The sequence below is a fragment of the Nocardioides sp. P4_G10 genome (genome assembly GCF_056401175.1).
Window position 1 is genome coordinate 59,470 of the sequence record NZ_JBFUJV010000014.1, and the last position, 25,000, is coordinate 84,469.

Annotated in this window: 23 protein-coding genes; 9 read left to right on the forward strand and 14 right to left on the reverse strand. The window is 69.5% G+C overall.

Annotated elements, in window-relative coordinates; all coding sequences use genetic code 11:
* Positions 1-21 precede the first annotated feature (21 nt).
* The gene (locus AC1DP1_RS15010; RefSeq protein ID WP_477507489.1) at positions 22-882 is read right to left on the reverse strand and encodes a glycosyltransferase family 87 protein; all 861 of its coding nucleotides are present in this window, start codon (positions 880-882) and stop codon (positions 22-24) included.
* Between the two features lie 31 nt (positions 883-913).
* The gene (locus AC1DP1_RS15015) at positions 914-1,192 is read right to left on the reverse strand and encodes an Lrp/AsnC family transcriptional regulator (RefSeq protein WP_378543193.1); all 279 of its coding nucleotides are present in this window, start codon (positions 1,190-1,192) and stop codon (positions 914-916) included.
* A 217-nt stretch (positions 1,193-1,409) separates the two neighbouring features.
* Between AC1DP1_RS15015 and AC1DP1_RS15020 the strand changes: the two genes are divergently transcribed.
* Together AC1DP1_RS15020 and AC1DP1_RS15025 are read left to right on the forward strand one after the other, a co-directional pair.
* The gene (locus AC1DP1_RS15020) at positions 1,410-5,663 is read left to right on the forward strand and encodes a hypothetical protein (RefSeq protein WP_477507490.1); all 4,254 of its coding nucleotides are present in this window, start codon (positions 1,410-1,412) and stop codon (positions 5,661-5,663) included.
* A 36-nt stretch (positions 5,664-5,699) separates the two neighbouring features.
* Entirely contained in the window at positions 5,700-6,323 is a 624-nt protein-coding gene (locus AC1DP1_RS15025; RefSeq protein ID WP_477507491.1) for a hypothetical protein, read from the forward strand.
* 1 nt (position 6,324) lies between these two features.
* Here AC1DP1_RS15025 and trpD read toward each other — a convergent pair whose 3' ends face one another.
* The 3 genes from trpD to AC1DP1_RS15040 are packed head-to-tail and all read right to left on the reverse strand — an operon-like array spanning position 6,325 to position 8,795.
* Positions 6,325-7,353, reverse strand: a complete 1,029-nt coding sequence (gene trpD, locus AC1DP1_RS15030; RefSeq protein WP_477507492.1) for an anthranilate phosphoribosyltransferase — start codon at positions 7,351-7,353, stop codon at positions 6,325-6,327.
* Between the two features lie 43 nt (positions 7,354-7,396).
* Entirely contained in the window at positions 7,397-7,813 is a 417-nt protein-coding gene (locus tag AC1DP1_RS15035) for an Rv3143 family two-component system response regulator (protein ID WP_477507493.1), read from the reverse strand.
* Positions 7,806-8,795, reverse strand: coding sequence for a cytochrome c oxidase assembly protein (locus AC1DP1_RS15040; protein WP_477507494.1), 990 nt, complete (start codon positions 8,793-8,795; stop codon positions 7,806-7,808). The genes AC1DP1_RS15035 and AC1DP1_RS15040 overlap by 8 nt, the downstream gene beginning before the upstream one ends.
* A 137-nt stretch (positions 8,796-8,932) precedes the next feature.
* Between AC1DP1_RS15040 and ctaE the strand changes: the two genes are divergently transcribed.
* The 4 genes from ctaE to qcrB are packed head-to-tail and all read left to right on the forward strand — an operon-like array spanning position 8,933 to position 13,290.
* Complete coding sequence (gene ctaE / locus AC1DP1_RS15045) at positions 8,933-9,511, forward strand: aa3-type cytochrome oxidase subunit III (RefSeq protein ID WP_457185614.1); 579 nt, start codon at positions 8,933-8,935, stop codon at positions 9,509-9,511.
* 46 nt (positions 9,512-9,557) lie between these two features.
* Complete coding sequence (gene qcrC / locus AC1DP1_RS15050; protein WP_477507495.1) at positions 9,558-10,430, forward strand: cytochrome bc1 complex diheme cytochrome c subunit; 873 nt, start codon at positions 9,558-9,560, stop codon at positions 10,428-10,430.
* Complete coding sequence (gene qcrA, locus AC1DP1_RS15055) at positions 10,427-11,539, forward strand: cytochrome bc1 complex Rieske iron-sulfur subunit (protein WP_477507496.1); 1,113 nt, start codon at positions 10,427-10,429, stop codon at positions 11,537-11,539. The genes qcrC and qcrA overlap by 4 nt, the downstream gene beginning before the upstream one ends.
* The gene (gene qcrB, locus AC1DP1_RS15060) at positions 11,536-13,290 is read left to right on the forward strand and encodes a cytochrome bc1 complex cytochrome b subunit (RefSeq protein WP_457185325.1); all 1,755 of its coding nucleotides are present in this window, start codon (positions 11,536-11,538) and stop codon (positions 13,288-13,290) included. The genes qcrA and qcrB overlap by 4 nt, the downstream gene beginning before the upstream one ends.
* A 93-nt stretch (positions 13,291-13,383) precedes the next feature.
* Here the strand turns inward: qcrB and AC1DP1_RS15065 are convergent, their stop codons facing one another.
* From AC1DP1_RS15065 to ctaC, 5 genes are all read right to left on the reverse strand, one after another.
* Positions 13,384-14,547, reverse strand: a complete 1,164-nt coding sequence (locus tag AC1DP1_RS15065; protein ID WP_477507497.1) for an RtcB family protein — start codon at positions 14,545-14,547, stop codon at positions 13,384-13,386.
* Between the two features lie 120 nt (positions 14,548-14,667).
* Entirely contained in the window at positions 14,668-15,894 is a 1,227-nt protein-coding gene (locus AC1DP1_RS15070; RefSeq protein ID WP_477507498.1) for a L,D-transpeptidase, read from the reverse strand.
* Between the two features lie 115 nt (positions 15,895-16,009).
* A complete protein-coding gene (locus AC1DP1_RS15075) occupies positions 16,010-16,408 on the reverse strand; it encodes a cytochrome c oxidase subunit 4 (RefSeq protein WP_457185319.1) in 399 nt (132 codons plus the stop codon).
* Positions 16,405-18,186 (reverse strand): aa3-type cytochrome oxidase subunit I, encoded by a 1,782-nt coding sequence (gene ctaD, locus AC1DP1_RS15080; RefSeq protein WP_457185317.1) that lies wholly within the window; start codon positions 18,184-18,186, stop codon positions 16,405-16,407. The genes AC1DP1_RS15075 and ctaD overlap by 4 nt, the downstream gene beginning before the upstream one ends.
* Positions 18,183-19,196: an aa3-type cytochrome oxidase subunit II gene (gene ctaC, locus AC1DP1_RS15085; RefSeq protein WP_477507499.1), complete on the reverse strand. Its 1,014-nt coding sequence runs from the start codon at positions 19,194-19,196 to the stop codon at positions 18,183-18,185. The genes ctaD and ctaC overlap by 4 nt, the downstream gene beginning before the upstream one ends.
* 49 nt (positions 19,197-19,245) lie before the next feature.
* On the opposite strand from ctaC, the gene AC1DP1_RS15090 reads away from it, so the two are divergent.
* Together AC1DP1_RS15090 and AC1DP1_RS15095 are read left to right on the forward strand one after the other, a co-directional pair.
* Complete coding sequence (locus AC1DP1_RS15090; protein ID WP_477507500.1) at positions 19,246-20,379, forward strand: cysteine desulfurase family protein; 1,134 nt, start codon at positions 19,246-19,248, stop codon at positions 20,377-20,379.
* Positions 20,376-20,633, forward strand: a complete 258-nt coding sequence (locus AC1DP1_RS15095) for a sulfurtransferase TusA family protein (protein WP_477507501.1) — start codon at positions 20,376-20,378, stop codon at positions 20,631-20,633. Before AC1DP1_RS15090 ends, AC1DP1_RS15095 begins: the two co-directional genes overlap by 4 nt.
* A gap of 19 nt (positions 20,634-20,652) precedes the next feature.
* On the opposite strand, the gene AC1DP1_RS15100 is transcribed toward AC1DP1_RS15095, so the two are convergent.
* Positions 20,653-21,639 carry a carbohydrate kinase family protein gene (locus AC1DP1_RS15100; RefSeq protein ID WP_477507502.1) on the reverse strand — a complete coding sequence of 329 codons (987 nt, stop codon included), beginning with the start codon at positions 21,637-21,639 and terminating at the stop codon, positions 20,653-20,655.
* 62 nt (positions 21,640-21,701) lie between these two features.
* Here AC1DP1_RS15100 and AC1DP1_RS15105 point away from each other — a divergent pair, with 62 nt between their 5' ends.
* On the forward strand, positions 21,702-21,956 hold the full coding sequence (locus AC1DP1_RS15105) for a hypothetical protein (protein ID WP_477507503.1): 255 nt from the start codon (positions 21,702-21,704) through the stop codon (positions 21,954-21,956).
* Between the two features lie 114 nt (positions 21,957-22,070).
* Here AC1DP1_RS15105 and erpA read toward each other — a convergent pair whose 3' ends face one another.
* The 3 genes from erpA to AC1DP1_RS15120 form a co-directional block, all read right to left on the reverse strand.
* The gene (gene erpA, locus AC1DP1_RS15110; RefSeq protein WP_191196820.1) at positions 22,071-22,430 is read right to left on the reverse strand and encodes an iron-sulfur cluster insertion protein ErpA; all 360 of its coding nucleotides are present in this window, start codon (positions 22,428-22,430) and stop codon (positions 22,071-22,073) included.
* A 225-nt stretch (positions 22,431-22,655) separates the two neighbouring features.
* On the reverse strand, positions 22,656-23,615 hold the full coding sequence (locus AC1DP1_RS15115) for a hypothetical protein (RefSeq protein ID WP_477507504.1): 960 nt from the start codon (positions 23,613-23,615) through the stop codon (positions 22,656-22,658).
* A gap of 283 nt (positions 23,616-23,898) precedes the next feature.
* The gene (locus tag AC1DP1_RS15120; protein ID WP_477507505.1) at positions 23,899-24,981 is read right to left on the reverse strand and encodes a glycerate kinase family protein; all 1,083 of its coding nucleotides are present in this window, start codon (positions 24,979-24,981) and stop codon (positions 23,899-23,901) included.
* Positions 24,982-25,000 lie beyond the last annotated feature (19 nt).

Here is a 25,000-nt window from a genome sequence, read left to right on the forward strand (position 1 = left end):
CCTTTCGGCCCTGCCCCGCGATCACGCGTCGACCGAGGCGCGGGACGGCGCCGCCTGGTCGCCGTCCGGGACTGCGTCCTTCCCGTGGGACAGGAGACGCGGGATGGCGGCCAGCACTGCGGGAGCAGCCGGCGTGTTCAGGACCGGGAACGATATGAGCACGGCCACGGGGACGAGCCAGGCCCTGCCTGTCCGTCCCGCCACCACGGCGACGAGCACCGCGCAGGCCAGCTGCGCGAAGAGCCACGGCTTGCCCTCACCGTGGGTCGTCATGAAGGTGACCCACTCGACCCAGTGCCGGGGCGCGACCACGAACGATAGTGCCGAGATGAGGATGGTGGCTGCCATGGCCACGGCGACCTGGCGCCACTGACGGGCGGCGGCGAAGTAGAGGACACCGACTCCCGGAGTGACTTTGGTGAGTACCAGGAAGCTCCAAAATGCCGGGCGCGCGAGGCCGAGGACGATCGCACCCGCCATGAAGATGTAGATGTTCCCGATGATCAGCTCAGGCATGCACAGCGCGATGACGCAGAGTCTCCACGGCATGCGAAGGGGCTTCACGAGCCAGATGAGAACCGCGGCTTCGGCTCCGATCCAGAGGCCGTAGAAGACCCAGAACGAAAGACCGGTCAGAGGCGAGATGACCTGCGCAAAGACGGGGGCGTAGAGATATGCGTCCTTGGTGGCGGGCGCCTGGTTGTAGAGGTCCGTGGCCTGCCCTGCCAACCAGTACGCGTGTGTGTCGGTCCCGAAGTCGACGAAGAAGCACAGCTTGATGAAGAACCCCCACAACACAACAGCGAGCAGCCACGGGGCAGCTGCCGTGACGAGCGGGTATCGCTGACCGAGAACTGGGGACACCCGCACATCTTCCAGCAACGGGCGGCCTCAGGCGGCCGAACCGTCAAACTCAGTCGAGCCCGATGCTGAAGGCCGACTCGAGGTCGTGCCGGGAGTAGGTGCGAAAGGCGATGTGGGTCTCGGTCTCCGTGACGCCCTCGACCTTGTTGAGCCGGTCGGCGACGACGGATGCAACGTCCTCGTGCTCCCGCACCCGCACGAGCGCGATGAGGTCGATCGTGCCGGTCACCGAGTAGACCTCGCTCACCCCGTCCAGCGACGCGATCGCCTCCGCGACTTCCGGGATGCGCGCGACGTCGGCCTTCACGAAGACGATGGCGGTGATCATGGGTTCACCGTAGCGCCCGCACTCATGTCGACCGATCAGGCGGAGCCGCTAGTCATTTGTGACTAGTGGGACCCCATTCTCGTACTCCAGGCGTCCGGGCGACCTAGCGTGACGGCGTCTGAGCCACGCCACGAGGGGACCTCCGGGGATGTCACGAACGCTTGTCGGATCATTCGCGCGCGCCGCGGCCATAGCAGGCCTGTGTCTGGGGATCGCCTTGACCCCGACGACAGCCAGTGCCGCGCCCGCGGCTCCGTCGGGCCTCGAGGCGTCCGAAGCAATCATCCCGACCCTCAGCTGGGACCACGTCCAGGGCGCCACGCAGTACGTCGTGGAGCTCAGCCGGACCCCCGATGTGGCGCAGCGATTCGTGAGCGCTACGACGGTCAACCGGCGCTACGTGCCTGTCCAGCCCTTGCCGTGGTCCGCCGAGTCGGCAACCACTCTCTACTGGCGGGTCGCGGCCAAGGACTCGGTCCAGGGTGACTTCTCGTCGTGGACCCCGATCTCGCGCCTCAAGGGCTACGACGCGCCTGCGATCACTTCGCCCGCTCCCGGCAAGACGTTCACCCAGCCGGGTGACCCTGCGACCCTGACCTGGGACCCGGTCCCGGGCGCACAGGACTACCAGGTGGAGATCAGCCAGGACAGCAGCTTCACGGACCCCAACCTCAAGACGACCGCAACGACGACGTCGACGAGCTATGTGGTCGCGAACCCGCAGGTCGACACGACGTACTGGTTCAAGGTCCGCGCGCGCATCTCCTCCGCCACGGGTGGAGCCACCTTCTCCGACTTCTCGACCGCTCGCAGCTACTCGGTCAGTGCACTGCCGGCCGCGGAGCGCGTGCCCGCGGAGCCTGGCCAGACCCCGGCCGAGATGGACCTGACGAAGGTCAACGACTCGGTCCTCGACTGGAAACCCGTCCTTGGAGCACGAACCTACGACATCCAGATCGCCACCGACCCATCCTTCGGCAGCATCGTCCACGATGCGTTCAACATCACCGGGACGTCCTACGCGCGACCCCAGTCGCTGAACAACGACGAGTACTACTGGCGTGTGCGCGCGCGGGACGTCGCCGGCAACGTCCCGAGCTGGTCGTCGCGGCCGACCTGGCGCTTCGAGCGACACTGGGCCGAGCTGCCCATGCCGGTCTATCCCGCGGCCCCCGGCGACGTCGACCCGGCGAACCCGAACGACTCCGACACCGGCGTGACGGTGGGCGACCCGTTCTACTTCGAGTGGCAGCCGGTGCGATTTGCCAGCATGTACCGCATCGACCTGTCAACAGACCAGAACTTCAGCCCGCGCAGCACCGTGTCCTGCTACACGCGCAACACGACCTACACCCCGAACAGCGCAGCCACCGGCTGCATGCCGCAGGCCGAGGGCAACTACTGGTGGCGGATCACGGCGATGGACCAGTTCGAGGACACGACGTGGCAGGACCTGGTCTACCCCCAGACCAGCCAGAACGTGTTCAACGACGCACGCTTCACCTACTCGCCCGAACGGGTCAGCCTGAGCTCTCCCGCCTCCGGCGCGAGCGTCCGGGTACCCACGATGAAGTGGCTGCCCCTGGACGGGGCCGCCAAGTACAAGGTGTCCTACACCCCCACAAGTGGCGGCGGGACTACCTCGCAGGTAACGGCGGCCACCTCGTTCACCCCGGCGACCCTCGCAGCGGGTGAGTACCGCTGGCAGGTCGTCCCCGTGTCCGCGTCTGGCGCGGAGGGGGCGCCGCTGCTGCCACAGTCGCAACGCACGTTCACCGTCGAGCCCCTCGTCGCAGGCACGGCATCGGCGCCCAGCATCACCTCCCCGATGAGCGGCACGTTCGCCCGGTTCCCGTCGTTGACGTGGACCCCCGTCGCCGGAGCTGCCAACTACCGGGTGCGAGTGCGGGTCGCGGGCGCGTCCGCGTGGAACCTGGTCAACCCGTTGTTCTCCTTCCCCGCCGGTACGGACCCCACCTCCAACAACCTGGCCCCCTCGAACTACGAGTGGGAGGTGGACGCTCTCAACGCTTCGGGCGGCGTCATCGCCACCAGCCCCACAACCGGCACGTTCGAGATCGCCAACCCGGCGGCGGTCACTGGACAGGTCAACGCCCTGACCATGACCGGGCTCAAGGCCAGCCAGGCGTGCACCGGATTCGCCTGCACCGACCTCCGCCAGACGCCGGTTCTCAGCTGGGATCCCGAACCTGACACGGGTTACTACCGGCTGTGGGTGACCCGCAACGCCAACCTCAGCAACCCGATTCCTCCCAGCCAGCTCGGCACGGGCAGCAACCCGTTCCGGGTCGAGAACACGATCTGGGCACCGACCACCTCCCTCCAGGAGTCGAACGCGGGCGAGGCCTACTACTGGGCCGTCCAGCCCTGCACCGCGGACGACAAGTGCGCGCCGAACCCGATCCCGCTGAACAGCTTCAACAAGAAGAGCAACGCCGTCGACACGACGGGTCCCGGCGTGGTGGTCGTCGACGGCGTGCCCGCGGACGGGGACAAGGTCCCGACCGTCGAGGACGACGTGACGTTGGAGTGGGCCGACTACTTCGACACCAACGACACGGCCTCGAGTACCGGCACCTCTCTGGCGACAGAGTCCACGCAGAYCGCGCGTGAGTACGAGGTCCAGGTGGCGACCGACCACACCTTCGCCAGCCCGTTGGAGACGGCGATTGTCGACCAGCGTCGCTTCACGTCGTACCTCAACACCTATCCCGAGGGGAACATCTACTGGCGCGTGCGCGCGATCGACCCGATGGGCAATCCGCTTCCTTGGAGCGCAGTTCGAGCCATCAACAAGCAGTCGCCTCGCCCAACGCTGAATCCTCTGGAAGGCGCCCAAGGCCCTACCCCGACTCTCACGTGGCAACCACTGAACTTCGCCGCTTCCTACGAGCTGGCCGTCTTCCCGCAGGGCTCCAACACCGCCAAGATCACAGCGACCAGCAACCAGGTCAAGTGGTCCGCGACCACGGCGGCCCAGTCGCTGTCCCCGGGAACCTACGAGTGGCAGGTGCGACGCAAGGACGCGAAGAACCGCTTCGGCGGCTGGAGTCCGCGGGCGCAGTTCACCATCTCCGAATCTCTCGTCACGCTGAGCTCGCCCAGTGTCGGCGGAACGGTCGCGCCGCGCGACTCCCTGTTCACCTGGGAGCCGCTCGCCGGAGCGGCGGACTACCGCATCGTGCTGACGTCCTCGACTGGAGCGCAGCTCAGCCAGATCACGAAGGCGACGTCCTGGGCACCGCTGACCAAGCTGGCGTCCGGGGGGTGGACCTGGCGGGTGGAGCCACGCGACACCGCCGGCGTACCGATGGGCAACGCTGCGGAGCGGGCTTTCACGGTCTCCGACGACCTGCGAGCAACTCAGGCCGTCCGCATCGAGGGATCCGGACAGCTCGACACGATCCTGACGGCGTACCCCCCGACCTGGAGTGAGGTGCCCAGCGCCGTCTCGTACCAGTGGTACCGCGACAACACTCCTGTCGGCGACGGCACGCTGTCCTACACAGTGGTGGCCGCTGACCTGGGCAGGAAGATCAGCCTCCGGGCAACCGCCGTCCTCCCAGGCTCCCCCGATGCCACGTCGGCGAGCAACGCGATCACCGGCGTCCAGGGCGCTGCCCCCGTAGCGGCGACACCCCCTGCAATCGTCGGCACCGGCTTCGTGGGCGAGACGCTGACTGGCGGGATGCCCACCTGGGTCAGCCCTGACGTCACCACCACGCAGCGGTGGCTCGTCAACGGATCGAGCGTCGGGACAGCACCGACCTTCACAGTGCGCGCCGCCGACCTGGGCAAGCAGGTGACCTTCGAAGTCACGGGAACGCGAACGGGGTACGCGAAGGCGGTCGTCACCAGCGCTCCCGTGACGGTCCAAGCGGGCGGAGCCCTGCAAGCGACCGCGCAGCCCACGATCACGGGAACGGCGGCCGTCGGCCAGACGCTGAAGGTAGCTACAGGGACCTGGTCCCAGCCGTCACCGACCTTCGCCTACCAGTGGCTGCGCACCGGCGCGCCGATTCCTGGAGCCACGAGTGGCAATTATCGCCTGACCCCTGAGGACGCTGGCCGCGACGTCTCCGTCGTCGTCTCGGCGACGAAGGCTGGATTCGCCGACGGCGCGGCCACGACCGGTGCCGTTGCTGTCAGCCGCATGTCCTCCTCCATCACCGGGTCGCTGAGCGCAGATCGAGTGAAGGTCGGGAAGCGGGTCAAGCTCGGCATCACCCTCACCGTGCCGGGCGTGACGGGACCCAACGGGACCGTCCAGGTGCTCGACAAGGGCAAGAAGGTCGCGTCGTTCACGTTCGCCCCGATCCACAAGGGCCAGAAGACGCTGAAGCTCAAGAAGCTCAAGAAGGGCAAGCACCGACTGCAGGTGGTCTACCTCGGCACCGCCCAGACACTCGGCTCCAAGTCGAAGAAGCTCGTGCTCTACATCGTGAAGTAGCGGTCCGAGGGTCGCGGCGGGAGATAGTCTCCCGCCGTGACCTGGCTCGCCGACCACTGGCTCGACGTCCTCGGGTGGGGCGGGAGCGCCCTGCTCGTCTACTCCCTCTTGCAGGCGAGCGTCCTCCGGCTGCGCGTGCTCAACGCGATCGCGTGCGTGATCCTGATCGTGTTCAACGCCGCGCTCGAGGTCTGGCCGATGGTCGGCATGAACACCGTGCTCGTCGCCATCAACGTCTGGTTCATCGTGCGGCTCCTGCGTGACCGTCACGACGAGACCGCCTTCGAGGTGCTCGAGGTCGGCCCCGCCGACGAGTACCTGCGCCACACCCTCCGCGTGCACGGAGCGGACATCCTGAAGTTCAACCCGACGTTCGTCCACGACCCCGCTGACGACCAGGACGCGTTCCTCGTGCAGAAGGGCGACGAGACCGTGGGGGTCGTGCTCCTGCGCGAGACCGGGGAGACGGCGGACGTGCTGCTCGACTACGTCACGCCGCGCTACCGCGACTTCTCCCCCGGCGAGTTCGTGTGGCGCAAGAGCGGCCTGCTCGCAGACCGCGGGATCCGCCGTGTGGTGACACCGCCGGAGATGGTCGGCGCCTACTACGACCGGCTCGGATTCCGCCGCGAGGGCGACTCCTACGTCCTCGAGCTCTGAGTCAGGCGGAGGTCGCCGCCACCCACCGCTCGAGCGCGGCCTGCGCCGCACCGGAGTCGATCGCGTCCGCAGCCTTCGTCACCCCGGCGGCGAGCGAGGAGTCGACGTCGGAGTCCGGCGAGTCGTAGACGGCCAGGGCGGCGCCCGCGTTGAGCAGCACCGCGTCCCGGACCGGGCCCTGCTCCCCCGCCAGGAGACGTCGTACGACGTCGGCGTTGTGCGCGGCGTCGCCGCCACGCAGGTCCTCAGTGGTCGCCCGGGCGATGCCGAGGGACGCCGGGTCGAGCGACGACTCGGTGACCTCGCCCTCGTGGACGCGCCAGAGGGTCGAGGTGGTGGTGGTCGTCAGCTCGTCGAGGCCGTCGTCGCCGCGGAAGACCCAGGCGTCGACGCCGCGACCCGCGAGCACGCCGGCCATCACCGGGGCCATCCGGATGTCGGCGCAACCGATGGCCTGCGCCTGCGGCCGCGCGGGGTTGGTGAGCGGACCGAGGATGTTGAACGTCGTGGCGATGCCGAGCTCACGCCGCGGCACGGCCGCGTGGCGCATCGCAGGATGGAACGCGGCGGAGAAGCAGAACGTGATGCCGGCCTCGTCGGCCACCTCGGCGACGCGCGACGGCGGCAGGTCAAGGCGGATGCCGAGCGCCTCGAGCACGTCGGCGGACCCGGACTTCGAGGACGCCGAGCGGTTGCCGTGCTTGACGACGCGCGCGCCGGCGCCGGCGGCGACGATCGCGGACATCGTGGAGATGTTGACCGACATGGAGCGGTCGCCGCCCGTGCCGACGACGTCGAGCAAGCGACCCGGCACCGAGATCGGGTTGGCCGCGGCGAGCATCGCGTCGGCGATGCCGGTGACCTCGTCCACCGTCTCGCCCTTGGCACGCAGCGCCACGACGAGTCCGGTCAGCTGGACCGGGGTCGCCGCACCGGCGAAGACCTCGTCCATGGCCCATCGCGCCTGCTCGGTCGTCAGGTCGTCACCGGCGACCAGCGTGGAGAGGACGTCGGGCCAGGTGTGGGACATGGGGATCAGGCTAGTGCCGCGGCCGTCCCGCGCCCGAGGGGTGTCAGGAGGTGGCCGGCACCGACGGTCGGAGCAGGCCGATGACGGCCTCGGCGAGCTGGATCGGGTCGATGGGGTGTGGGACGGCCGCCTCGGCTCGCGACCAGGTCGCGAGCCAGGCGTCCTGGGGTCGACCGGTCAGCACCACGACGGGCGGGCACTGGTAGATCTCGTCCTTGAGCTGCTTGGCGATGCCCATGCCGCCCGCGGGGACGGCCTCACCGTCGAGGATGGCCAGGGCGATGTCGCCGCGGTCCATGTTCTGCAGGACGACCGGCTCGGTGGCCACCTCGACGTACTCGAGCTCGGGGAGGTCGGGGTGCGGACGGCGACCCAGCGCGAGGATGACCTGCTGGCGGGTGTTCACGTCGTCGCTGTAGACGAGGACCTTCAGGGCGCGGTCGGCGGCGGCATCAGTCACGAGAGGCATCGTAACCGTCGTCATCGGCGCCGCGTGCCGAGGCATGCGTCACAGCACCGGGCGGTCGCGTACGCCGCTCCGCAAGGTCCAGTCGCCGGTCCTCCCGGGCAGCTTCCTTCATCGACGAGCGCACCCACTGGATGAAGATGACCCCGAAGAACAGCACGCCGATGAGGTCGCCGCTGGCCCAGAGGATCCCGCCGGCCAGGTGCTGGTCCTCGAGCATCGGCGGCAGCCAGGCGCCCATCGGTCCCTCCCGCAGCGCGAGGTAGTGCTCCTCGCCGACGAGCGTCGTCTGGCCCATGATCGTGACGCCCAGGAACGCGTGGAAGGGGAGGGTCATGAGCGTGAGGAGCACGCGGAACGGGGGGCTGACCCGGCCGGGCACCGGGTCGACGCCCACCAGGGGCCAGAAGAACAGCGTCCCGACCAGCACCAGGTGGATGTGCATCATCTGGTGGACGAACGACGAGCCCAGGCTGGCGTCGTACCAGGGGCTGAAGTAGAGCGCCCACGGGGAGGCCACGTAGAGGGCGAAGGCCAGGGGCGGGAAGGACAGCACCTTCGCCACCCGGGAGTGGAGCACCACCAACAGCCAGCGCCGCGGCGTCGCCGGCAGCGTCCGGAGGGCGAGCGTGACCGGTGCGCCGAGCGCCAGGGCGAGCGGCACGACCATCGACAGCACCATGTGCTGGACCATGTGGACGCTCAGCAGCGTCGTGTCGTAGATGCCCAGCCCCGACATGGTGGCAAAGGCGAACGAGCCCATCCCCAGCACCACGAACGACAGCGTCCGGCCGATGGGCCAGCGGTCGCCGCGGCGGTGCAGGACGGCCACCCCGAGGCTGTAGAGCCCGACCGCCCAGACGGTCACCACGAAGGGGATCGGGTCGATCCCCCAGTCCGTCAGCACGCGTCCGAGCGTGAATCTCGGGAGGACCTCGGCGGCGTCCGCGGAGAGGGCGAGGAGAGCGTTGTGCACGCTGTGAACTTTATGACGGGACAACACAGGGGGTCGGGGTGCCCCTCGTCCCCACCAACGGCCATAATGGCTCCGTGGCGACAGCAACTGCGACGATTCCGGCCTCCCGTCTGCACGGGCACCACGACCGACCCAGCATGGTCAGCGTGGGCACCATCATCTGGCTCTCGAGCGAGCTGATGTTCTTCGCGGCGCTGTTCGCGTCCTACTTCACCATCCGGGCGGTGAGCCCCGAGCTGTGGGCGCAGGAGACCGCCAAGCTCAACGTCCCCTTCTCCACCGCCAACACCGCGATCCTGGTCGCGTCGTCCTTCGCCTGCCAGTGGGGCGTCTTCGCCGCCGAGCGCGGCCAGGTCGGGCGCACCGGGGGCCTGCTCAACTTCGCCAAGTGGGGCCTGCGCGAGTGGTTCATCCTCACCTACGTCATGGGCGCCGTGTTCATCGGTGGCCAGGCCCTGGAGTACGCCGAACTGATCGAGCACGGCGTGACCATCCCGAGCTCCGCCTACGGCTCGATGTTCTACCTGACCACCGGCTTCCACGGCATCCACGTGGCCGGAGGACTGATCGCCTTCCTGTTCGTCCTGGGCCGCACCTACCTGGCCCGACGCTTCACCCACGAGCAAGCCGTCACCGCGATCGTCGTGTCCTACTACTGGCACTTCGTCGACGTGGTCTGGATCGGTCTGTTCTTCACGATCTACGTCATCCAGTAAGCACCGCCCAGACAGCCAACACCGTCGCAACCGGCAAGGACTCATCGTGCGTTTGCTCAACCGAACCGCTGGACGCCTCTCCCGGCACCGTCGGGGACCGCTTGCGGGTCTCGCCGTGCTGCTGCTGGGACTGTTGATCAGCGGCTCCCTCTACGCGGTCTTCTCCCCCGCCCAGGCTGACTCGCAGGCGAGCGAGACCGAGCAGGTCGCGAAGGGCAAGGAGCTCTTCATCGCCAGCTGCTCGTTCTGCCACGGCCAGAACGGCGAGGGCGTGCCCACCGTCCGCGACGGCTACCAGCTCGGCCCGTCGCTCGTGGGCGTGGGCGCCGCTGCCGTCGACTTCCAGGTCGGCACCGGCCGCATGCCGATGGCGAGCCCTGGCCAGCAGGCGCCGCGCAAGCAGGTCGCGTTCAACGACGAAGAGGTCGCCGCGCTCGCCGCCTACGTCGCATCGCTGGGCCCCGGCCCGGCCATCCCCAACGAGGCCGACTACTCGATCGACGAGCTGTCGGAGGAGGAGCGCCAGGAGGCGATCTCCCGCGGCGGCCAGATCTTCCTCACCAACTGCACCGCGTGCCACAACTTCAACGGCGCCGGCGGCGCGATGCCCCGTGGCGGTTACGCCCCCACGCTCCACGGCGTCGAGCCGAAGTACATCTTCGAGGCGATGCTCACCGGCCCCCAGCAGATGCCCAACTTCAGCAACGGCAACCTCTCCCCCGAGGAGAAGCGGGACGTCATTGCTTACCTCGGTAGTCTCGAGGAGACCCCCGAGTACGCCGGCTTCACCCTGGGCGGGCTGGGGCCGGTCTCCGAGGGCCTGTTCGCCTGGGTCATCGGCATCGGCGGTCTGGTGGGCGCAGCGGTCTGGATCGCCTCGCACACGACCCGCAGCAAGAAGAGCAAGGTGAACGCGTGAGCAACGACAACTCCTCGACCCCGGAGCACCCCGTCAACGCGCCCGACGGCACTCCCGTGGCCTACGCGACGCACGTGCCCACGCACCGCGACGCCGAGCCGATCTCCGACCCGGGGCTGCCGGCCCACACCTGGCGTCCCACCGACGTCGACCCCAAGGCCGAGAAGCGCGCCGAGCGCCAGATCGCGGCCATGTTCATCGCCGCGATGCTCTTCGCCGTCCTCTTCGTGGTCGCCTACTTCTCCTTCGAGGTCGGCGACAACTGGGACACCTTCGCCGGCCTCGGCGCGTCGACGATCACCCTCGGTCTGACCCTCGGCCTCAGCCTGCTGCTCATCGGCACCGGCATCATCCACCTGGCCCGCAAGCTGATGGCCGACCACGAGATGGTCGAGATGCGCCACCCGGCCGCGTCGCCGCAGGAGGACCGCGACCTCACCGTCCAGGCCCTCAACGACGGGCTCGCGGAGGCCGGCATCGGCCGCCGCCCGCTGGTGCGCAACACCATGCTCGGCGCCATCGGCGTGCTCGGCCTGCCGACGATCGTGCTGCTGCGCGACCTGGCCCCCGGCAACGCCCTCGACGTCGACAAGCTCGGGCAGACCATCTGGGAGCCGGGCATGCGCCTGGTGCGAGACGTCGTCGGCACGCCGATCCTCGCCAGCGAGATCGAGATGGGCGACCTGATCAACGCCGCCCCCGAGGCGATGTTCCCGACGGAGGAGAACGGCTACCCCGAGCTGCACGGCGCGGAGGAGCAGGCCGAGAAGGCCAAGGGCGCCATCATCATCGTCCGGATGGACCCCGACGACATCATCCCGCTCCCGGGCCGCGAGAAGTGGACCGTCGACGGGATCATCTCCTACTCGAAGATCTGCACCCACGTGGGTTGCCCGATCTCCCTCTACGAGCGCACCACCCACCACGTGCTGTGCCCGTGCCACCAGTCGACCTTCGACCTCGCGGACCACGCGAAGGTCATCTTCGGTCCGGCTGCCCGCCCCCTCCCCCAGCTGCCCATCGCGGTGGATGACGAGGGCTACCTGGTCGCTCAGAGCGACTTCAACGAGCCCATCGGGGCTAGCTTTTGGGAGCGTGAGAAGCTGTGAGCGTCGACACCAGCAAGGTCGCGACGAGCAATCGCACGGACGCCGCAACCGCATCGAAGCCCGGCCCTGCCGGCTCGCTGGCCTCCTGGGCCGACGACCGCCTGGGCCTGGCCACGGCGATGAAGAAGAACCTGCGCAAGGTCTTCCCCGACCACTGGTCGTTCATGCTGGGCGAGATCGCCCTGTGGAGCTTCGTGGTCCTGCTGCTCACGGGTGTCTTCCTGACCCTGTGGTTCAACCCCTCCATGGGTCACATCACCTACGAGGGCTCCTACGACCAGCTGCGCGGCGTCGGGATGTCGGAGTCGATGGCCTCGACCCTGCACATCTCCTTCGACGTGCGCGGCGGCCTGCTGATGCGCCAGATGCACCACTGGGCGGCCGCGATCTTCATCGCCTCGATGATGGTCCACCTGCTCCGTGTCGCCTTCACCGGCGCCTACCGCAAGCCGCGCGAGCTCAACTGGGTCATCGGCTGCCTCCTGCTGCTCCTCGGCACGCTCGAGGGCTTCACCGGCTACTCGCTCCCCGACGACCTGCTCTCGGGCACCGGCGTCCGGGCGGCTGACGGCTTCCTCAAGGCGACCCCGGTCGCCGGCAGCTACATGTCGTTCCTGCTCTTCGGCGGCGAGTTCCCCGGCGAGTCGATCATCCCGCGCCTCTACATCATCCACGTGCTGCTGATCCCGGGCATCCTGCTCGCCCTGATCGCCGCGCACATGCTGCTGCTCGTCTACCACAAGCACACGCAGTGGCCCGGCCCCGGCCGCACCGAGCAGAACGTCGTCGGCTTCCCGATGCTCCCGGTGTACGCCGCCAAGGCCGGTGGCTTCTTCTTCATGGTCTTCGGTGTCATCGCCATCATGGGCGGCCTGCTGTCGATCAACCCGGTGTGGAAGTTCGGCCCCTACGACCCGACCAAGGTGACGGCCGGCTCGCAGCCCGACTGGTACATGGGCTGGCCCGACGGCCTCCTGCGCATCATCCCGACCGGCTGGGAGTCGGTGATCTTCGGCTACACGATCTCGTGGAACGTGATGCTGCCGATCCTCATCGTGCCCCCGATGATGCTGGTCATCCTGATGCTCCTGCCGTTCATCGAAGGCTGGATCACCGGCGACAAGCGGGACCACCACCTGCTCCAGCGTCCGCGCAACGCGCCGACGCGCACGGCGGTCATGGTGTCCCTGATGACCTTCTACGGCCTCGCCTGGGCCGCGGGCGGCAACGACATCATCGCCATCAAGCTGCACCTCAGCATCAACCAGATCACCTACTTCATGCGGGTCGCGATCTTCCTCGGTCCGCTCCTGGCGTTCTGGATCACCCGCCGCTGGTGCATCTCGCTGCAGCGTCACGACAACGAGAAGCTGCTGCACGGCTACGAGACGGGCATCATCACCCGCTCCCCGGAGGGGCAGTACGCCGAGCGGCACCTGCCGATCAACGAGACGTCCGCCTACACCCTCACCGCGCGCGACCGCGACGAGGTCTACACGGTCGGGAGCGACACCGACGCCTCCGGCGTGGCCGCACCCAACTCGCGCTCGGAGAAGCTGCGGGCCAGGCTCTCGTCGTGGATGTACAGCCACAACGTGCAGAAGCCCACCCGGACCGAGCTCGAGGAGGCGCACCACCACGCCGAGCACGAGGCCGAGCTCCAGGCGGGCCTCGACCACCCGGTCGACGGTCACCAGTTCGACGACCACCGCCTGCGCGACACCGACGACGTGCCGCTGCGCGACCACTGATCGTCGTACGACATGCACGAGGGCCCGCCGGGATGACTCCCGGCGGGCCCTCTGCTCGTCCGCGGTGGCTCAGCCGGCGGCCGCGCCCGTGGCTCAGTCGCCCTTGACGTTGACCAGCTGCCGCAGCACGTGGCGCACCTCCACCAGGTCGGCCGCGTCGGCCATCACCTGGTCGATGTCCTTGTAGGCCGCCGGGATCTCGTCGATGAACGCGTCGGTGTCGCGGTACTCGATCCCCGCCATCGCCGCCCGCAGGTCGTCGCCGGTGAAGGTCTTCCGCGCCCGGGTCCGGGAGTACTCCCGGCCGGCCCCGTGGGGTGCGGAGCAGAGCGACACCGGGTCGCCCTTCCCGACGACGACGTAGGACGCCGTACCCATCGACCCCGGGATCAGGCCGGGCCGGCCCGCCTCGGCGTTGATCGCGCCCTTGCGGGACAGCCACACGTCGCGGCCGTAGTGGTGCTCGGGCTCGGTGTAGTTGTGGTGGCAGTTGATCTCCTCCACCCGCTCCACGTCACCGTCCACCCACTCGCCGAACTGGCGCACGACCCGGTCCATCATCTCCTCACGGTTGAGCAGCGCGTAGGTCTGCGCCCACCGCATCTCGCGGATGTAGGCATCGAACTGCTCCGTGCCCTCGGTGAGGTGGGCCAGGTCACGGTCGGGCAGGTCCTCGCCGGCGCAGAGCTCGCGGGCGACCGCGATGTGCTTCTGCGCGATCCGGTTGCCGACCCCTCGCGATCCCGAGTGCAGGAACAGCCACACTCCCCCGGTCTCGTCGGCGGTGACCTCGATGAAGTGGTTGCCCGACCCGAGGGTGCCCAGCTGCAGGTCCCACCGCTTGGCGTACGACGCCGGGTCGAAACCGGCCTCGGCCGCCAGGGCCCGCAGCTGCTCGAGCCGCTGCTCGGTGTGCTCGCGGCTGACCGTGCGGTTCGCGGCACCGGCGTTGAGCGGGACGGCCCGCTCGATCGCCTGGCGCACCGGCTTGCGGTCGCTGGGCAGGTCGCCGGTGGCGTACTGGGTCCGCACGGCGATCATGCCGCAGCCGATGTCCACGCCGACGGCGGCGGGGATGATCGCACCGAGGGTCGGGATGACCGACCCGACGGTGGCACCCAGGCCGAGGTGTGCGTCAGGCATCAGCGCGACGTGCGGGTGGATGAACGGCATCGTGGCCGTCCGCTCCGCCTGCGCGCGCGTGTTGTCCTCGAGGATCGACGCCCAGCTGATGAGCGTCGGGGTCAGGTTCTCCATCGTCCTTCCTTCTCTGGGAGGGTCCCGCACAGTTGCGGGCCGACCCAGGACCGTACGCACCCGGAAACGGCTTGCACCGTCCATTTCCGGTGCCGTAGGGGCGACGGCGGAGAGGTGGCGTCAGCTGAGCGCGGAGCCCTGCTTCCAGGCGGCCGGAGCGAGGTTCCAGTCGCCGTAGCCGTTCTCGAGCGTCATCGGACGGTCGGTGCCGGTGTACTCCACGACGTCGCCACGCCGGGTCATGGCGTAGAGCCAGCCGGCGTCGGCGGTCGACATGCCCGTGCAGCCGTGGGAGACGTTGGCGTAGCCCTGGGAGCCGACCGACCACGGCGCGGCGTGGATGAACTCGCCCGAGTAGGTGACCCGCATCGCCCAGCGCACGTCGTCGATGTCGTAGGCCTCGGGGCTGTTGCGGTTGATGCCGACCGTCTCGGAGTTCATCCGGCGGGTCTCGAACTTCTCCATGATCACCTTGACCCCGGAGCGGGTGGTGAAGCCCGGCTTGCCGGTGGTGATCGGCAGCGTGCGGAGCAGCTCGCCGTTGCTGAAGACCTGCATCTGGTGGGTCTGGGCGTTGACCTTGTAGACATGGGCGTCGCCGACGTGGAAGGACAGCTGACGGTCCTCCTGGCCGTAGATGCCGTTGCCGGCGGGCAGGCTGTTGAGGTCGAGGTCGACCGAGACGTCGGTGCCGGCCTTCCAGTAGCGGGCGGGGCGGAAGTGCGCCTCGCTGTCACTCAGCCAGTACCACGAGCCCTTCTGGGCGGGGGTGCTGGTGACGTTCATGTGCTTCTCGAACATCGCCCGGTCGGTGACCGGGATGTCGAACGTGACCACGACGGGCATGCCGACGCCGACGGTCTCGCCATCGAGCGGGGCGATCGAGGGGTAGGTCTGCTGGTCGAGGGTCAGGTCGATGGTGTGGAATGCACGGGTGCGCTCGACCGCCTCGCCGTCGGAGCGGGTCGCCGAGGCGGAGATCCGGTAGTCGGTGCCCGGCTCGAGCAGGGACGTGGAGGTCCACGTGCCGCCCTCGACGCGGCCCTGGACCGGTCCGGCCGCGGACGTGACGCGTACGTCGGACAGGTCGCCGCCGTCGGCCGACACGGTCACCGGCGCGTCGATCGGCACCGACCCGGGGTCGGCGAAGCTGGTGGTCAACCGGACGGGGTCGACCTGGGCGGCCTTCGAGGCACCCGGGGTGTCGCCGGGAGCGGCCGGGGAGCCGTCATCGGACGTGGGGCTGCTGCTGCACGCGGCGAGGCCGGCGGAGAGCATCAGCAGCGCCGCCGCGGCCGCCGTACGACGGTGCGCGGGACGCGTGGACCTGAGCGCGCGAGTGCGCATGCGACGTGACCCCCATGGAGAGCCCGCCCCGGACGGGCGGGGCGGTGGAACAGAAGAACCCGTCCAGCGTACGTCGCGGACGGGCTCTTCCAGAATTCCCACTCAGGGGCGCGGCTCAGTGGGCGTGCTCGCCCCGGTAGTACTCGAAGACGAAGCCGCACGTGACGACGGCACCGGTGGTGAAGCCGATGATGACCAGCCACCAGGCCGACATCGCGACGCCGTAGACCATGACACCGAGGGCGAGGGCGCACCACAGCGGCCACCAGGAGTAGGGCGGGAAGAAGCCCAGCTCACCGGCCCCGTCGGCGATCTCGCCCTCCTTGCGGTCCTCAGGCCGCGGGTCCATGCGCGAGGCGTGGAACCCGAGGTAGAGGGTGATCATCGCGGTGAGGAGGGCGGTCATCACCAGCGCGGACGTGCCGGTCCAGTCCCCGGAGAGGAACCAGTAGCCGGGTGCCACCACCGCCACGAACACGGTGGTGATCCCGAAGATCCATGCCTCGGCCTTCATCGGTCCCTCTCCTCGTGGGTGCCGTCGACCGGAAGGTCGGCGCGGTCGCGCAGCATCTCCTCGCGGCCGTGCACCTCGGGCGCGTCGGCCACCTGGCCGTCGCGCTCGGCGTCGTTGTCGGCCAGCTCGAGCAGCGCGATCTCCGGGTGGTGCAGGTCGAAGGCGGGCGACTCGGAACGGATGCGCGGCAGCGTGTGGAAGTTGTGGCGCGGCGGCGGGCAGCTGGTCGCCCACTCGAGCGAGCGGCCCCAGCCCCACGGGTCGTCCACGACCACCTTCGGCGCCTTGGCCGAGAGGTAGACGTTGAGCAGGAAGGGCAGCGTCGAGGCGGCCAGCAGGAACGAGCCCACCGTGGAGATCTGGTTGAGCGTCGTGAAGCCGTCCTGCGGGAGGTAGTCGGCGTAGCGACGCGGCATGCCCTCGACGCCCAGCCAGTGCTGGACCAGGAACGTGGTGTGGAAGCCGACGAACAGGATCCAGAAGTGCAGCTTGCCGAGGCGCTCGTCGAGCATCCGGCCGGTCATCTTGGGCCACCAGAAGTAGAACCCGGCGAACATCGCGAACACCACGGTGCCGAAGACGACGTAGTGGAAGTGCGCCACCACGAAGTAGGAGTCGGACACGTGGAAGTCCAGCGGCGGGCTGGCCAGGATGACGCCGGTGAGGCCACCGAAGAGGAAGGTCACCAGGAAGCCGATCGACCACAGCATCGGGGTGTCGAAGGACAGAGATCCCCCCCACATCGTGCCGATCCAGTTGAAGAACTTCACTCCTGTCGGGACCGCGATCAGGAAGGTCATGCCGGAGAAGAACGGCAGGTCCACGGCGCCGGTGACGAACATGTGGTGCGCCCACACCGCCACCGACAGCATCGCGATGCCGAGGGTCGCGGCGACCAGGCCGACGTAGCCGAAGATCGGCTTGCGGCTGAAGACCGGGAGGATCTCCGACACGATGCCGAAGAACGGCAACGCGATGATGTAGACCTCCGGGTGCCCGAAGAACCAGAACAGGTGCTGCCACAGGATCGGACCGCCGTGCGACGGGTCGAACACGTGGGCACCGAGGATCCGGTCGGCCTCCAGCGAGAGCAGCGCCCCCGCGAGGATCGGGAACACCATGATCACGAGCATGCTGGTGATCAGCGTGTTCCACACGAAGATCGGCATCCGGAACATCGTCATGCCGGGCGCGCGCATGCAGATGATGGTGGTGATGAAGTTGACGCCACCGAGGATCGAGCCGAGACCGGCCATCCAGAGGCCCATGATCCAGAGGTCACCACCCACGCCCGGACTGCGTACGGCGTCGGAGAGCGGCGTGTAGGCGAACCAGCCGAAGTCGGCGGCGCCCGAGGGCGTGAGGAAGCCGGACGCGGCGATGAGGCCACCGAACAGGAACAGCCAGTAGCTGAACATGTTGAGGCGCGGGAACGCCACGTCGGGCGCACCGATCTGCAGCGGCATGATCACGTTGGCGAAGCCGAAGAACAGCGGCGTCGCGAACAGCAGCAGCATGATCGTGCCGTGCATCGTGAACAGCTGGTTGTAGAGCTGGTCGTTGACGATCTGCTGGCCAGGGTAGGCGAGCTCGGAACGGATCAGCATGGCCATCAGGCCGGCGACGAGGAACCACCCGAACGAGGTGATCAGGTACATCTTGCCGATCAGCTTGTGATCGGTCGTCGTCAGCAGGCGCACCGCCTGCTCACCGAGCGGCTTCTTGCGCTCCGGCGGAGGTGCCGCGGCGTGCGGGGTGGCTGTGGTTGCAGCGCTCACTGGCTGTGTCCTTCCGAGTCGTCGTCGAGACCCGCCTGTTCCCGGACGAAGTCGCCACCGAGCACGGGCTGCTCGGCGGTGTTGCCGGCGTCGGCCAGCTCGAGGAGGTACGCGTCGTACTCCTCCTGGCCGACGACCTCGACGTTGAAGAGCATCCGCGAGTGGGAGACACCGCAGAGCTCGTAGCACTTGCCGGCGTAGGTGCCCTCGACGGTCGGGGTGACCTGGAGCCTGTTGACCCGGCCGGGGATGACGTCCATCTTCACGAGGAACGACGGGACGCCGAAGTCGTGGATGACGTCAGGAGAGTGGAGGTTGAACTGGATGGTCTGGTCGACCGGCAGCACGAGCGTCGGGATGTCGGCGCCGGTGCCGGACGTGTACACGTAGGAGCCGTAGGCGAAGTCGCCGTCCTCAGCCGTCGCGGACGGGTTCTGCTCGCCGACGCCGTAGTTGAACGTCCACGACCACTGCTGGCCGAGCACCTCGACGGTCATGTCGGGGTTGGCGTCGAGGTTGAGCACCTCGTCCTGGACCCGCACGGTGTGGAAGAAGAACACGACGCACATGAGGACCGGGGCGATCGTGTAGAAGACCTCGAGCGGCAGGTTGTAGCGCGTCTGCCGCGGCACCTCGTCGTCGCTGCGACGACGGAACTTCACCACGGCGTAGAGGATGAGGCCCCAGACGATCACGCCGGTCACCATGGCGGCGACCCAGGCCCACTTCCAGAGCTCGTAGGTGTAGGGACCCTCGGCGGTGGCCCGGTCGGGCATGGCCAGGTTGCGGATCTGGTGCGTGTCGGCCTCGGAACATCCGGCCAGCACCAGCATCGTCACGCCCAGGAGCGCGACCCTCAGGGTGCGCTTCAGGGGCGCGCCTGAAAGGTTGGGGACTTGCAGACCCACTGACGAGCCTCTCTCTCGGTCCTTCACGACACACAGAGAGTATCCCCATCTGACCGCGTCGTGCGGGGCAGGGTCGGGTGTCGGCCGATCTGCGCAGGTCACGGTCCGTCCGCCCGCGCGCAGGCGGCTGCGCGTGGCATAAGTTGCCCGTGTGACTGCCCCTCCGGCCCGGTCCGTCGACCTCGACAGCGCGTCCTCGGCGCCGCTGCACCCGGCGGCGCGCGAGGTGCTCCTGGCCGCCCTCGACCGGGGGTACGCCGACCCGCGCCGGCTGCACCGCGCCGGCCGCGACGCACGACTGCTGGTCGACAACGCGCGTGAGGCCACGGCCGATGCGCTGGGTGTGCGGCCCGACGAGGTCACCTTCACCCCCAGCGGCACGCACGCCGTCCACCTGGGGCTGCTCGGGCTCCTGCGGGGCTCACGGCGCGGGAGCGCGGTCGTGCTCTCGGCCGTCGAGCACTCGGCCGTGCGCCACGCGGTGGCGTGGGGGGCCGACGGCAGCGACCGGGAGGTGCGCGTCGACCGGTCCGGTCTCGTCGACCGGGAAGGCCTCGTCGAGGACGCCCGCTCCCCCGGCGTCGGCGTCGTCGCCCTCCAGACCGCCAACCACGAGGTGGGCACCCTCCAGCCGGTCGGCGGGCTCGACCTGCCCGACGACGTCCCGCTCTTCACCGACGCGTGTGCGTCGATGGGTCGGCTGCCCCTGCCCGGCGGCTGGGCGGCGGCCGCGGGGTCGGCCCACAAGTGGGGTGGCCCGGCGGGCGTCGGCGTGCTGCTCGTCCGCAAGCGGGCGCGGTGGCGCAACCCCTTCCCGGGCGACGACCGCGCCGACGAGCGCTCGACCGGCTTCGAGAACGTCCCCGCGGTCCTCGCTGCGGCGGCCGCGCTGCAGGCGGTGGTGGCCGAGCGCGACGAGGTCAACGCGCGCCAGCACGAGCTCGTGGACGTCGTACGCCGCAGGGTGGGCGCGGAGGTGCCCGACGTCGAGGTCGTCGGCGACCCCGACATCCGCCTCCCCCACCTGGTGACGTTCTCCTGCCTCTACGTCGACGGCGAGGCCCTGGTGACCGAGCTCGACCGGCGCGGCTTCGGCATCGCGAGCGGCTCGGCCTGCACCGCGTCGACCCTGACCCCGAGCCACGTGCTGGAAGCGATGGGCGTGCTGACGCACGGCAACGTCCGGCTCTCGCTCCAGCGCGAGACCAACCGCGCCGACGTCGACGCCTTCTGCGACGCGCTGCCCGGGGTCGTCACCGAGATCCGGTCACGGGTGGGCCTGTGACGCCCCCTCCCGGTGGACGCCTCGACGTCGCCCTCGAGCTCGACTGCCGAGAGGTGCCGTGCCCGATGCCGGTCATCGAGCTCGCGCGCCACCTCGGCGACGTGGAGGTCGGCGAGCTGCTGGCGGTGGTCGCCCACGACCCCGCGGCTGCGGTCGACGTACCGGCCTGGTGCCGGATGAAGGCGCAGGACTACGTCGGCGCGGACGCCGCCGACGACGGTGCACCGCGCTACGTGGTACGACGCCTCACCTGAGGGTCGAGGGCCCAGGCCCTCAGGGACGGATCGTGCGCAGGTGCGGCTCGAAGTCGGCCGCGGCCGCGTCGCCGTAGGTCGCCGCGCAGCGCTCGAGGAAGGCGGTGCGGGAGATCTCGTACTCCTGCGTTCCGACCTGCTCGACGACGTAGACCGCCAGCAGGCAGCCGAGCTGGGCGGCGCGCTCGTGGCCCAGGCCCCAGCTGAGGGCGGCCATGAAGCCGGCACGGAACGCGTCGCCGACCCCGGTCGGCTCGACCTTCTCGATCTCCGGGACGGCCGGCACGACGACCGACTCCTCGCCCTTCCGGTCGATCCGGACGCCGGCCGGGCCGAGAGTGACGACCCAGGTGCCGACGCGGTCGAGCACCTCCGCGGCGCTCCAGCCGGTCTTCTGGGTGATCAGGCTGGCCTCGTACTCGTTGGAGAACAGGATCTCGGCGCCGTCGATGAGCGGACGGATCAGGTCGCCGTCGCCGAAGGCGAGCTGCTGGGAGGGGTCGGCCAGGAACCGGTAGCCGCGCTGGCGGCACTCCTCGGTGTGACGGAGCATCCCCTGCGGGTCGTCGGGGCCGATGATGACGTAGTCGGGCTCGCCCACGCGGTCGACGATCGGCTTGAGCTCGATCTCGCGGGACTCGCTCATCGCGCCGGCGTAGAAGCTGGCGATCTGCGCGTGGGCGGTGTCGTTGGTGCACACGAAGCGGGCGGTGTGGCGGGTCTCGGAGACGTGCACCGAGTCGCAGTCGACGTTGTGGCGCTCCAGCCACGCGCGGTACTCGGCGAAGTCCTCGCCGACCGCCCCGACCAGCACCGGGCGCAGGCCCAGGTTGCCGAGCCCGAAGCAGATGTTGGCCGCGCAGCCACCGCGTCGTACCTCGAGGTCCTCGACGAGGAACGAGACCGAGAGCTTGTCGAGCTGGTCGACCACCAGGCTGTCGGCGAACTTCCCCGGGAAGGACATCAGGTGGTCGGTCGCGATCGATCCGGCTACGAGGAGGGACACGCCCGGACACTACCCCGCGGTACGGCTCGGGATACGCATCAGTAGCCAATACCGTCGACCCCATGACGACGTCCCGACGCCCCGCGCCCTTCTTCAGCGACGAGCTGGGCACCCCCGCCGAGATGGCCGCCGACGGCCGGGAGACGAGACGCAACCTCGGTCTGCAGAGCCGCCTCGAGCGCGCCGCGCAGGCCGCTGTCGCCCCCGCGCCCAGCCTGCACTTCGACGACTACCCGGCCGAGGTCGGCAAGCGCGAGATCCGGGTCTCCGACGCCGCGACCCGCATTGCCAACGCGCTCCACCTGCACCTGGACTGAGGTGACGCGCGGGGCTGAGCTTGCGAAGCCCCGGTCAGCAGCCGGAGAGCAGCCCGAGCCACGACGTACGACGAAGGCCCCCGCCAGGGGCGGGGGCCTTCGTGGTGTCTCAGATCAGTGGAACGAGTCGCCGCAGGCGCAGGAGCCGGTGGCGTTGGGGTTGTCGATCGTGAAGCCCTGCTTCTCGATGGTGTCGACGAAGTCGATCTCGGCACCGTTGAGGTAGGGGACGCTCATCCGGTCGACGACCACGGTCACGCCGTCGAAGTCGGTGGTCACGTCGCCGTCGAGGGTGCGCTCATCGAAGAAGAGCTGGTAGCGGAGGCCCGAGCAGCCACCGGGCTGCACGGAGATCCGCAGGGCCAGGTCGTCGCGACCCTCCTGCTCGAGGAGGCTGTTGATCTTGCTGGCGGCGACAGCGGAAAGGTTGATCTGATCGGTGCGGCGCTCAGTGGTCTCGACCTGCTCGGTCATCTCATCACTCCAGAAGTCTCGGGTACTGCTTGCCTCAATGGTCGCACACCGAGGGTTATTCCCCGAGGTCGTGGGCGCAATGGTGCCCGATCGGGGAGGGTGGCGGCAGATTGCACGTTTGCGGGCCAGCGGTGGCCCGTCTGCCGCCACCGTCCGTACGCCATCCCGCGAGGTGGCGGCGGACCACACGCTGCCAAGGAGCGCAACGGCGATCTGCCGCCACCTTCAGGCGGTACGCCGCCGGGGTGGCGCCACGGGGATCCGCTTGAGAAAGGCGAGCCTCCCTGCGGGGGTGAACAGGGAGTCCCGGAGAAGCCGGTGCCATCCCCGTATGCGAGTGGGGTCGTGGTCCCTCCCCAGCGACCGGTCGGCATCCTCCAGGATCGTCACCGCCCGATGGATGACGTCTCCCCCGGTGTACCCGCGGCGCACGAATCCCTCTCGATCGACCCGGCGGTCCCGTCGCCGGTCACCGACCCTGCGCGGTGCCTTCTCGTGCTCGTCCCCGTCGAACTCATGAAGAGCAGTCGTCCCGACGACCCATAGATCGGCCTGAGCCACCAGCACTCCGTCGGCATCCACCAGCTCCCACTGTGGCTCCACCTCGATGCCGCACACGACGTGCAGCAGCCGGAGCAGCGACTCCCACAGGGACTGGGCGCGACCGTCCGCCAAAGGCAGCGCCGCTCGCAGCCGCCGGCCACCCGGTCGTCGGGTCCTCGCGATCACCTCCAGCTGCTCCAGCGAGACCAGCTCGAGGAAGATTGCCGCGTCGATCAGCGCGACGATGTCGACGACGCCGAGCCACCGCGCCGCCGCCGTGAGCGCCTCAGGGACAGTCGCGACACGCAGGCCACGCACGACGACGTGCTCCACGGGTCGGATGTGGCGGCTCGTGTGCACGCCGCTGCGCATGGGCCGCGGGTCGTCCTTGGCCAACGCGACGAAGACAGGGCATTCCTCGGGCAACGGAGGCAGGGGAACCCCGTGGACCTCGAGGGCCGTGAGCCCGGTGAAGCAGCCGACGTCGGTCATCAGGAGCTGCCACCCGGACAGGTCGTCCTCAGCCCAGGCCGGCGGATGCTCCGCCGACTGCCAGGCACCCGCCTGCTTGTGCACGCCGTACGTCACGCGCGCCCACGTCGCTCCGCGTCGATGCCCACGCACCGCTTCCAGCTCATCCATGCCTCGAGGGTCATGGCACCCCCTCCGGCCGTCACAGGACCGCGACCGAGCCTGTGGACAACGATCTCGAGGTCCTTGCTGTGGACAGCTGCGGGCCCGGGGTCGGCCCGTCGGGGGTGGCGGCAGATTGCGCGGGTCCGGCCAGTGGCCACGCGATCTGCCGCCACCCGCACGAGCGAGCGAAGGGATGGTGGCGGCACCTTGCGCACGGGGACGGCACCGGCTCGCGATCTGCCGCCACCCCCACGAGCGAGCGGAGGTCGTGGGCGCAATCGGGACTGCGTCAGCGCGACCAGGTGCGCGCGACCCGGGCGGCGAGGTCGGCGAGGGCGTCGGCGGGTGCGCTGAACGCGCGCTCCTCCCCCACCAGGTCGACGAGGGAGTACGCCGACTCGATGCCGAGGGCGCGCATCTCGCGCGAGCCGACGAGCACCTGGCCGGCGAGGGCGATGCAGGGACGGAGGGCCTCCGAGGCGACGGCAGCCACGCCGTAGGGCACCTTGCCGGCCCGGCTGGAGAAGTCGAAGGCGCCCTCGCCGGTCACGACCAGGTCGGACGCGCGGGCCCGGTCGGCGAGCGACACCGCGGACGCGACCAGGCCGATGCCCGGCTCCCGGGAGGCGCCGAGGACGAGGAGGGCGTAGCCGATGCCGCCCGCGGCGCCGGCGCCCTTCTCCAGCGACGTACGCCGATCGGTGGCGGCGGCGAAGACCTCGAGCCACCCGTCCACCTCGGCGACCCGGTCCTCGGCGACGCCCTTCTGCGGCCCGAAGGTCTTGGTGGCGCCGAAGAGCCCGGTCAGGGGGTTGTCCACGTCGCTGGCCGCGACGAGCGTGACTCCGTCGAGCCGGGAGCGTGCCGCGGACAGGTCCACCGTCGTCACGGTCCCCAGCGGGGCTGCCCCGCCGTCGAGCACGCCGTCGGCCTGCGCGCCGAGGGCGGCCAGGACACCCGCGCCGCCGTCGTTGGTGCCGGTCCCACCCAGACCGACCACGACGGTCGTCGCGCCACCGGCCACCGCGGCCAGCACCAGCTCACCCACGCCCGCGCTCGAGGCGGTCTCGACCGGACCCGAGGACAGGTGCAGGCCGGCGGCCTGCGCGCTCTCGACGTACGCCGTCGTGCCCACCCGCAGCACCACCGCGGGCACCGGGTCGCCGTGCGGCCCGCTGACCGTCACGGCGTCGAGGGATCCGCCGAGGGCGGCGTGCAGGACGTCGACGAAACCGGGGCCGCCGTCGGCCATGGGAGCGAGGTCGAGCTCGTCGTCCGGCGCGTGCCGGCGCCAGCCGGCGGCGACCGCCTCCGCGGCCTGGACCGCGGTGAGGGTGCCGGCGAACTTGTCCGGGGCGATCAGCACGCGCATGGCTGCATCCTTGCAGTGG

What these genes read in the sequence shown, in the direction of transcription:
- AC1DP1_RS15075 (WP_457185319.1), bottom strand. Translation starts at nt 16,408, where the DNA reads ATGAAGGCCGAGGCATGGATCTTCGGGATCACCACCGTGTTCGTGGCG.
- AC1DP1_RS15015 (WP_378543193.1), bottom strand. Translation starts at nt 1,192, where the DNA reads ATGATCACCGCCATCGTCTTCGTGAAGGCCGACGTCGCGCGCATCCCG.
- AC1DP1_RS15065 (WP_477507497.1), bottom strand. Translation starts at nt 14,547, where the DNA reads ATGGAGAACCTGACCCCGACGCTCATCAGCTGGGCGTCGATCCTCGAG.
- ctaE (WP_457185614.1), top strand. Translation starts at nt 8,933, where the DNA reads ATGGTCAGCGTGGGCACCATCATCTGGCTCTCGAGCGAGCTGATGTTC.
- AC1DP1_RS15115 (WP_477507504.1), bottom strand. Translation starts at nt 23,615, where the DNA reads ATGGATGAGCTGGAAGCGGTGCGTGGGCATCGACGCGGAGCGACGTGG.
- AC1DP1_RS15120 (WP_477507505.1), bottom strand. Translation starts at nt 24,981, where the DNA reads ATGCGCGTGCTGATCGCCCCGGACAAGTTCGCCGGCACCCTCACCGCG.
- AC1DP1_RS15070 (WP_477507498.1), bottom strand. Translation starts at nt 15,894, where the DNA reads ATGCGCACTCGCGCGCTCAGGTCCACGCGTCCCGCGCACCGTCGTACG.
- AC1DP1_RS15105 (WP_477507503.1), top strand. Translation starts at nt 21,702, where the DNA reads ATGACGACGTCCCGACGCCCCGCGCCCTTCTTCAGCGACGAGCTGGGC.
- erpA (WP_191196820.1), bottom strand. Translation starts at nt 22,430, where the DNA reads ATGACCGAGCAGGTCGAGACCACTGAGCGCCGCACCGATCAGATCAAC.
- trpD (WP_477507492.1), bottom strand. Translation starts at nt 7,353, where the DNA reads ATGTCCCACACCTGGCCCGACGTCCTCTCCACGCTGGTCGCCGGTGAC.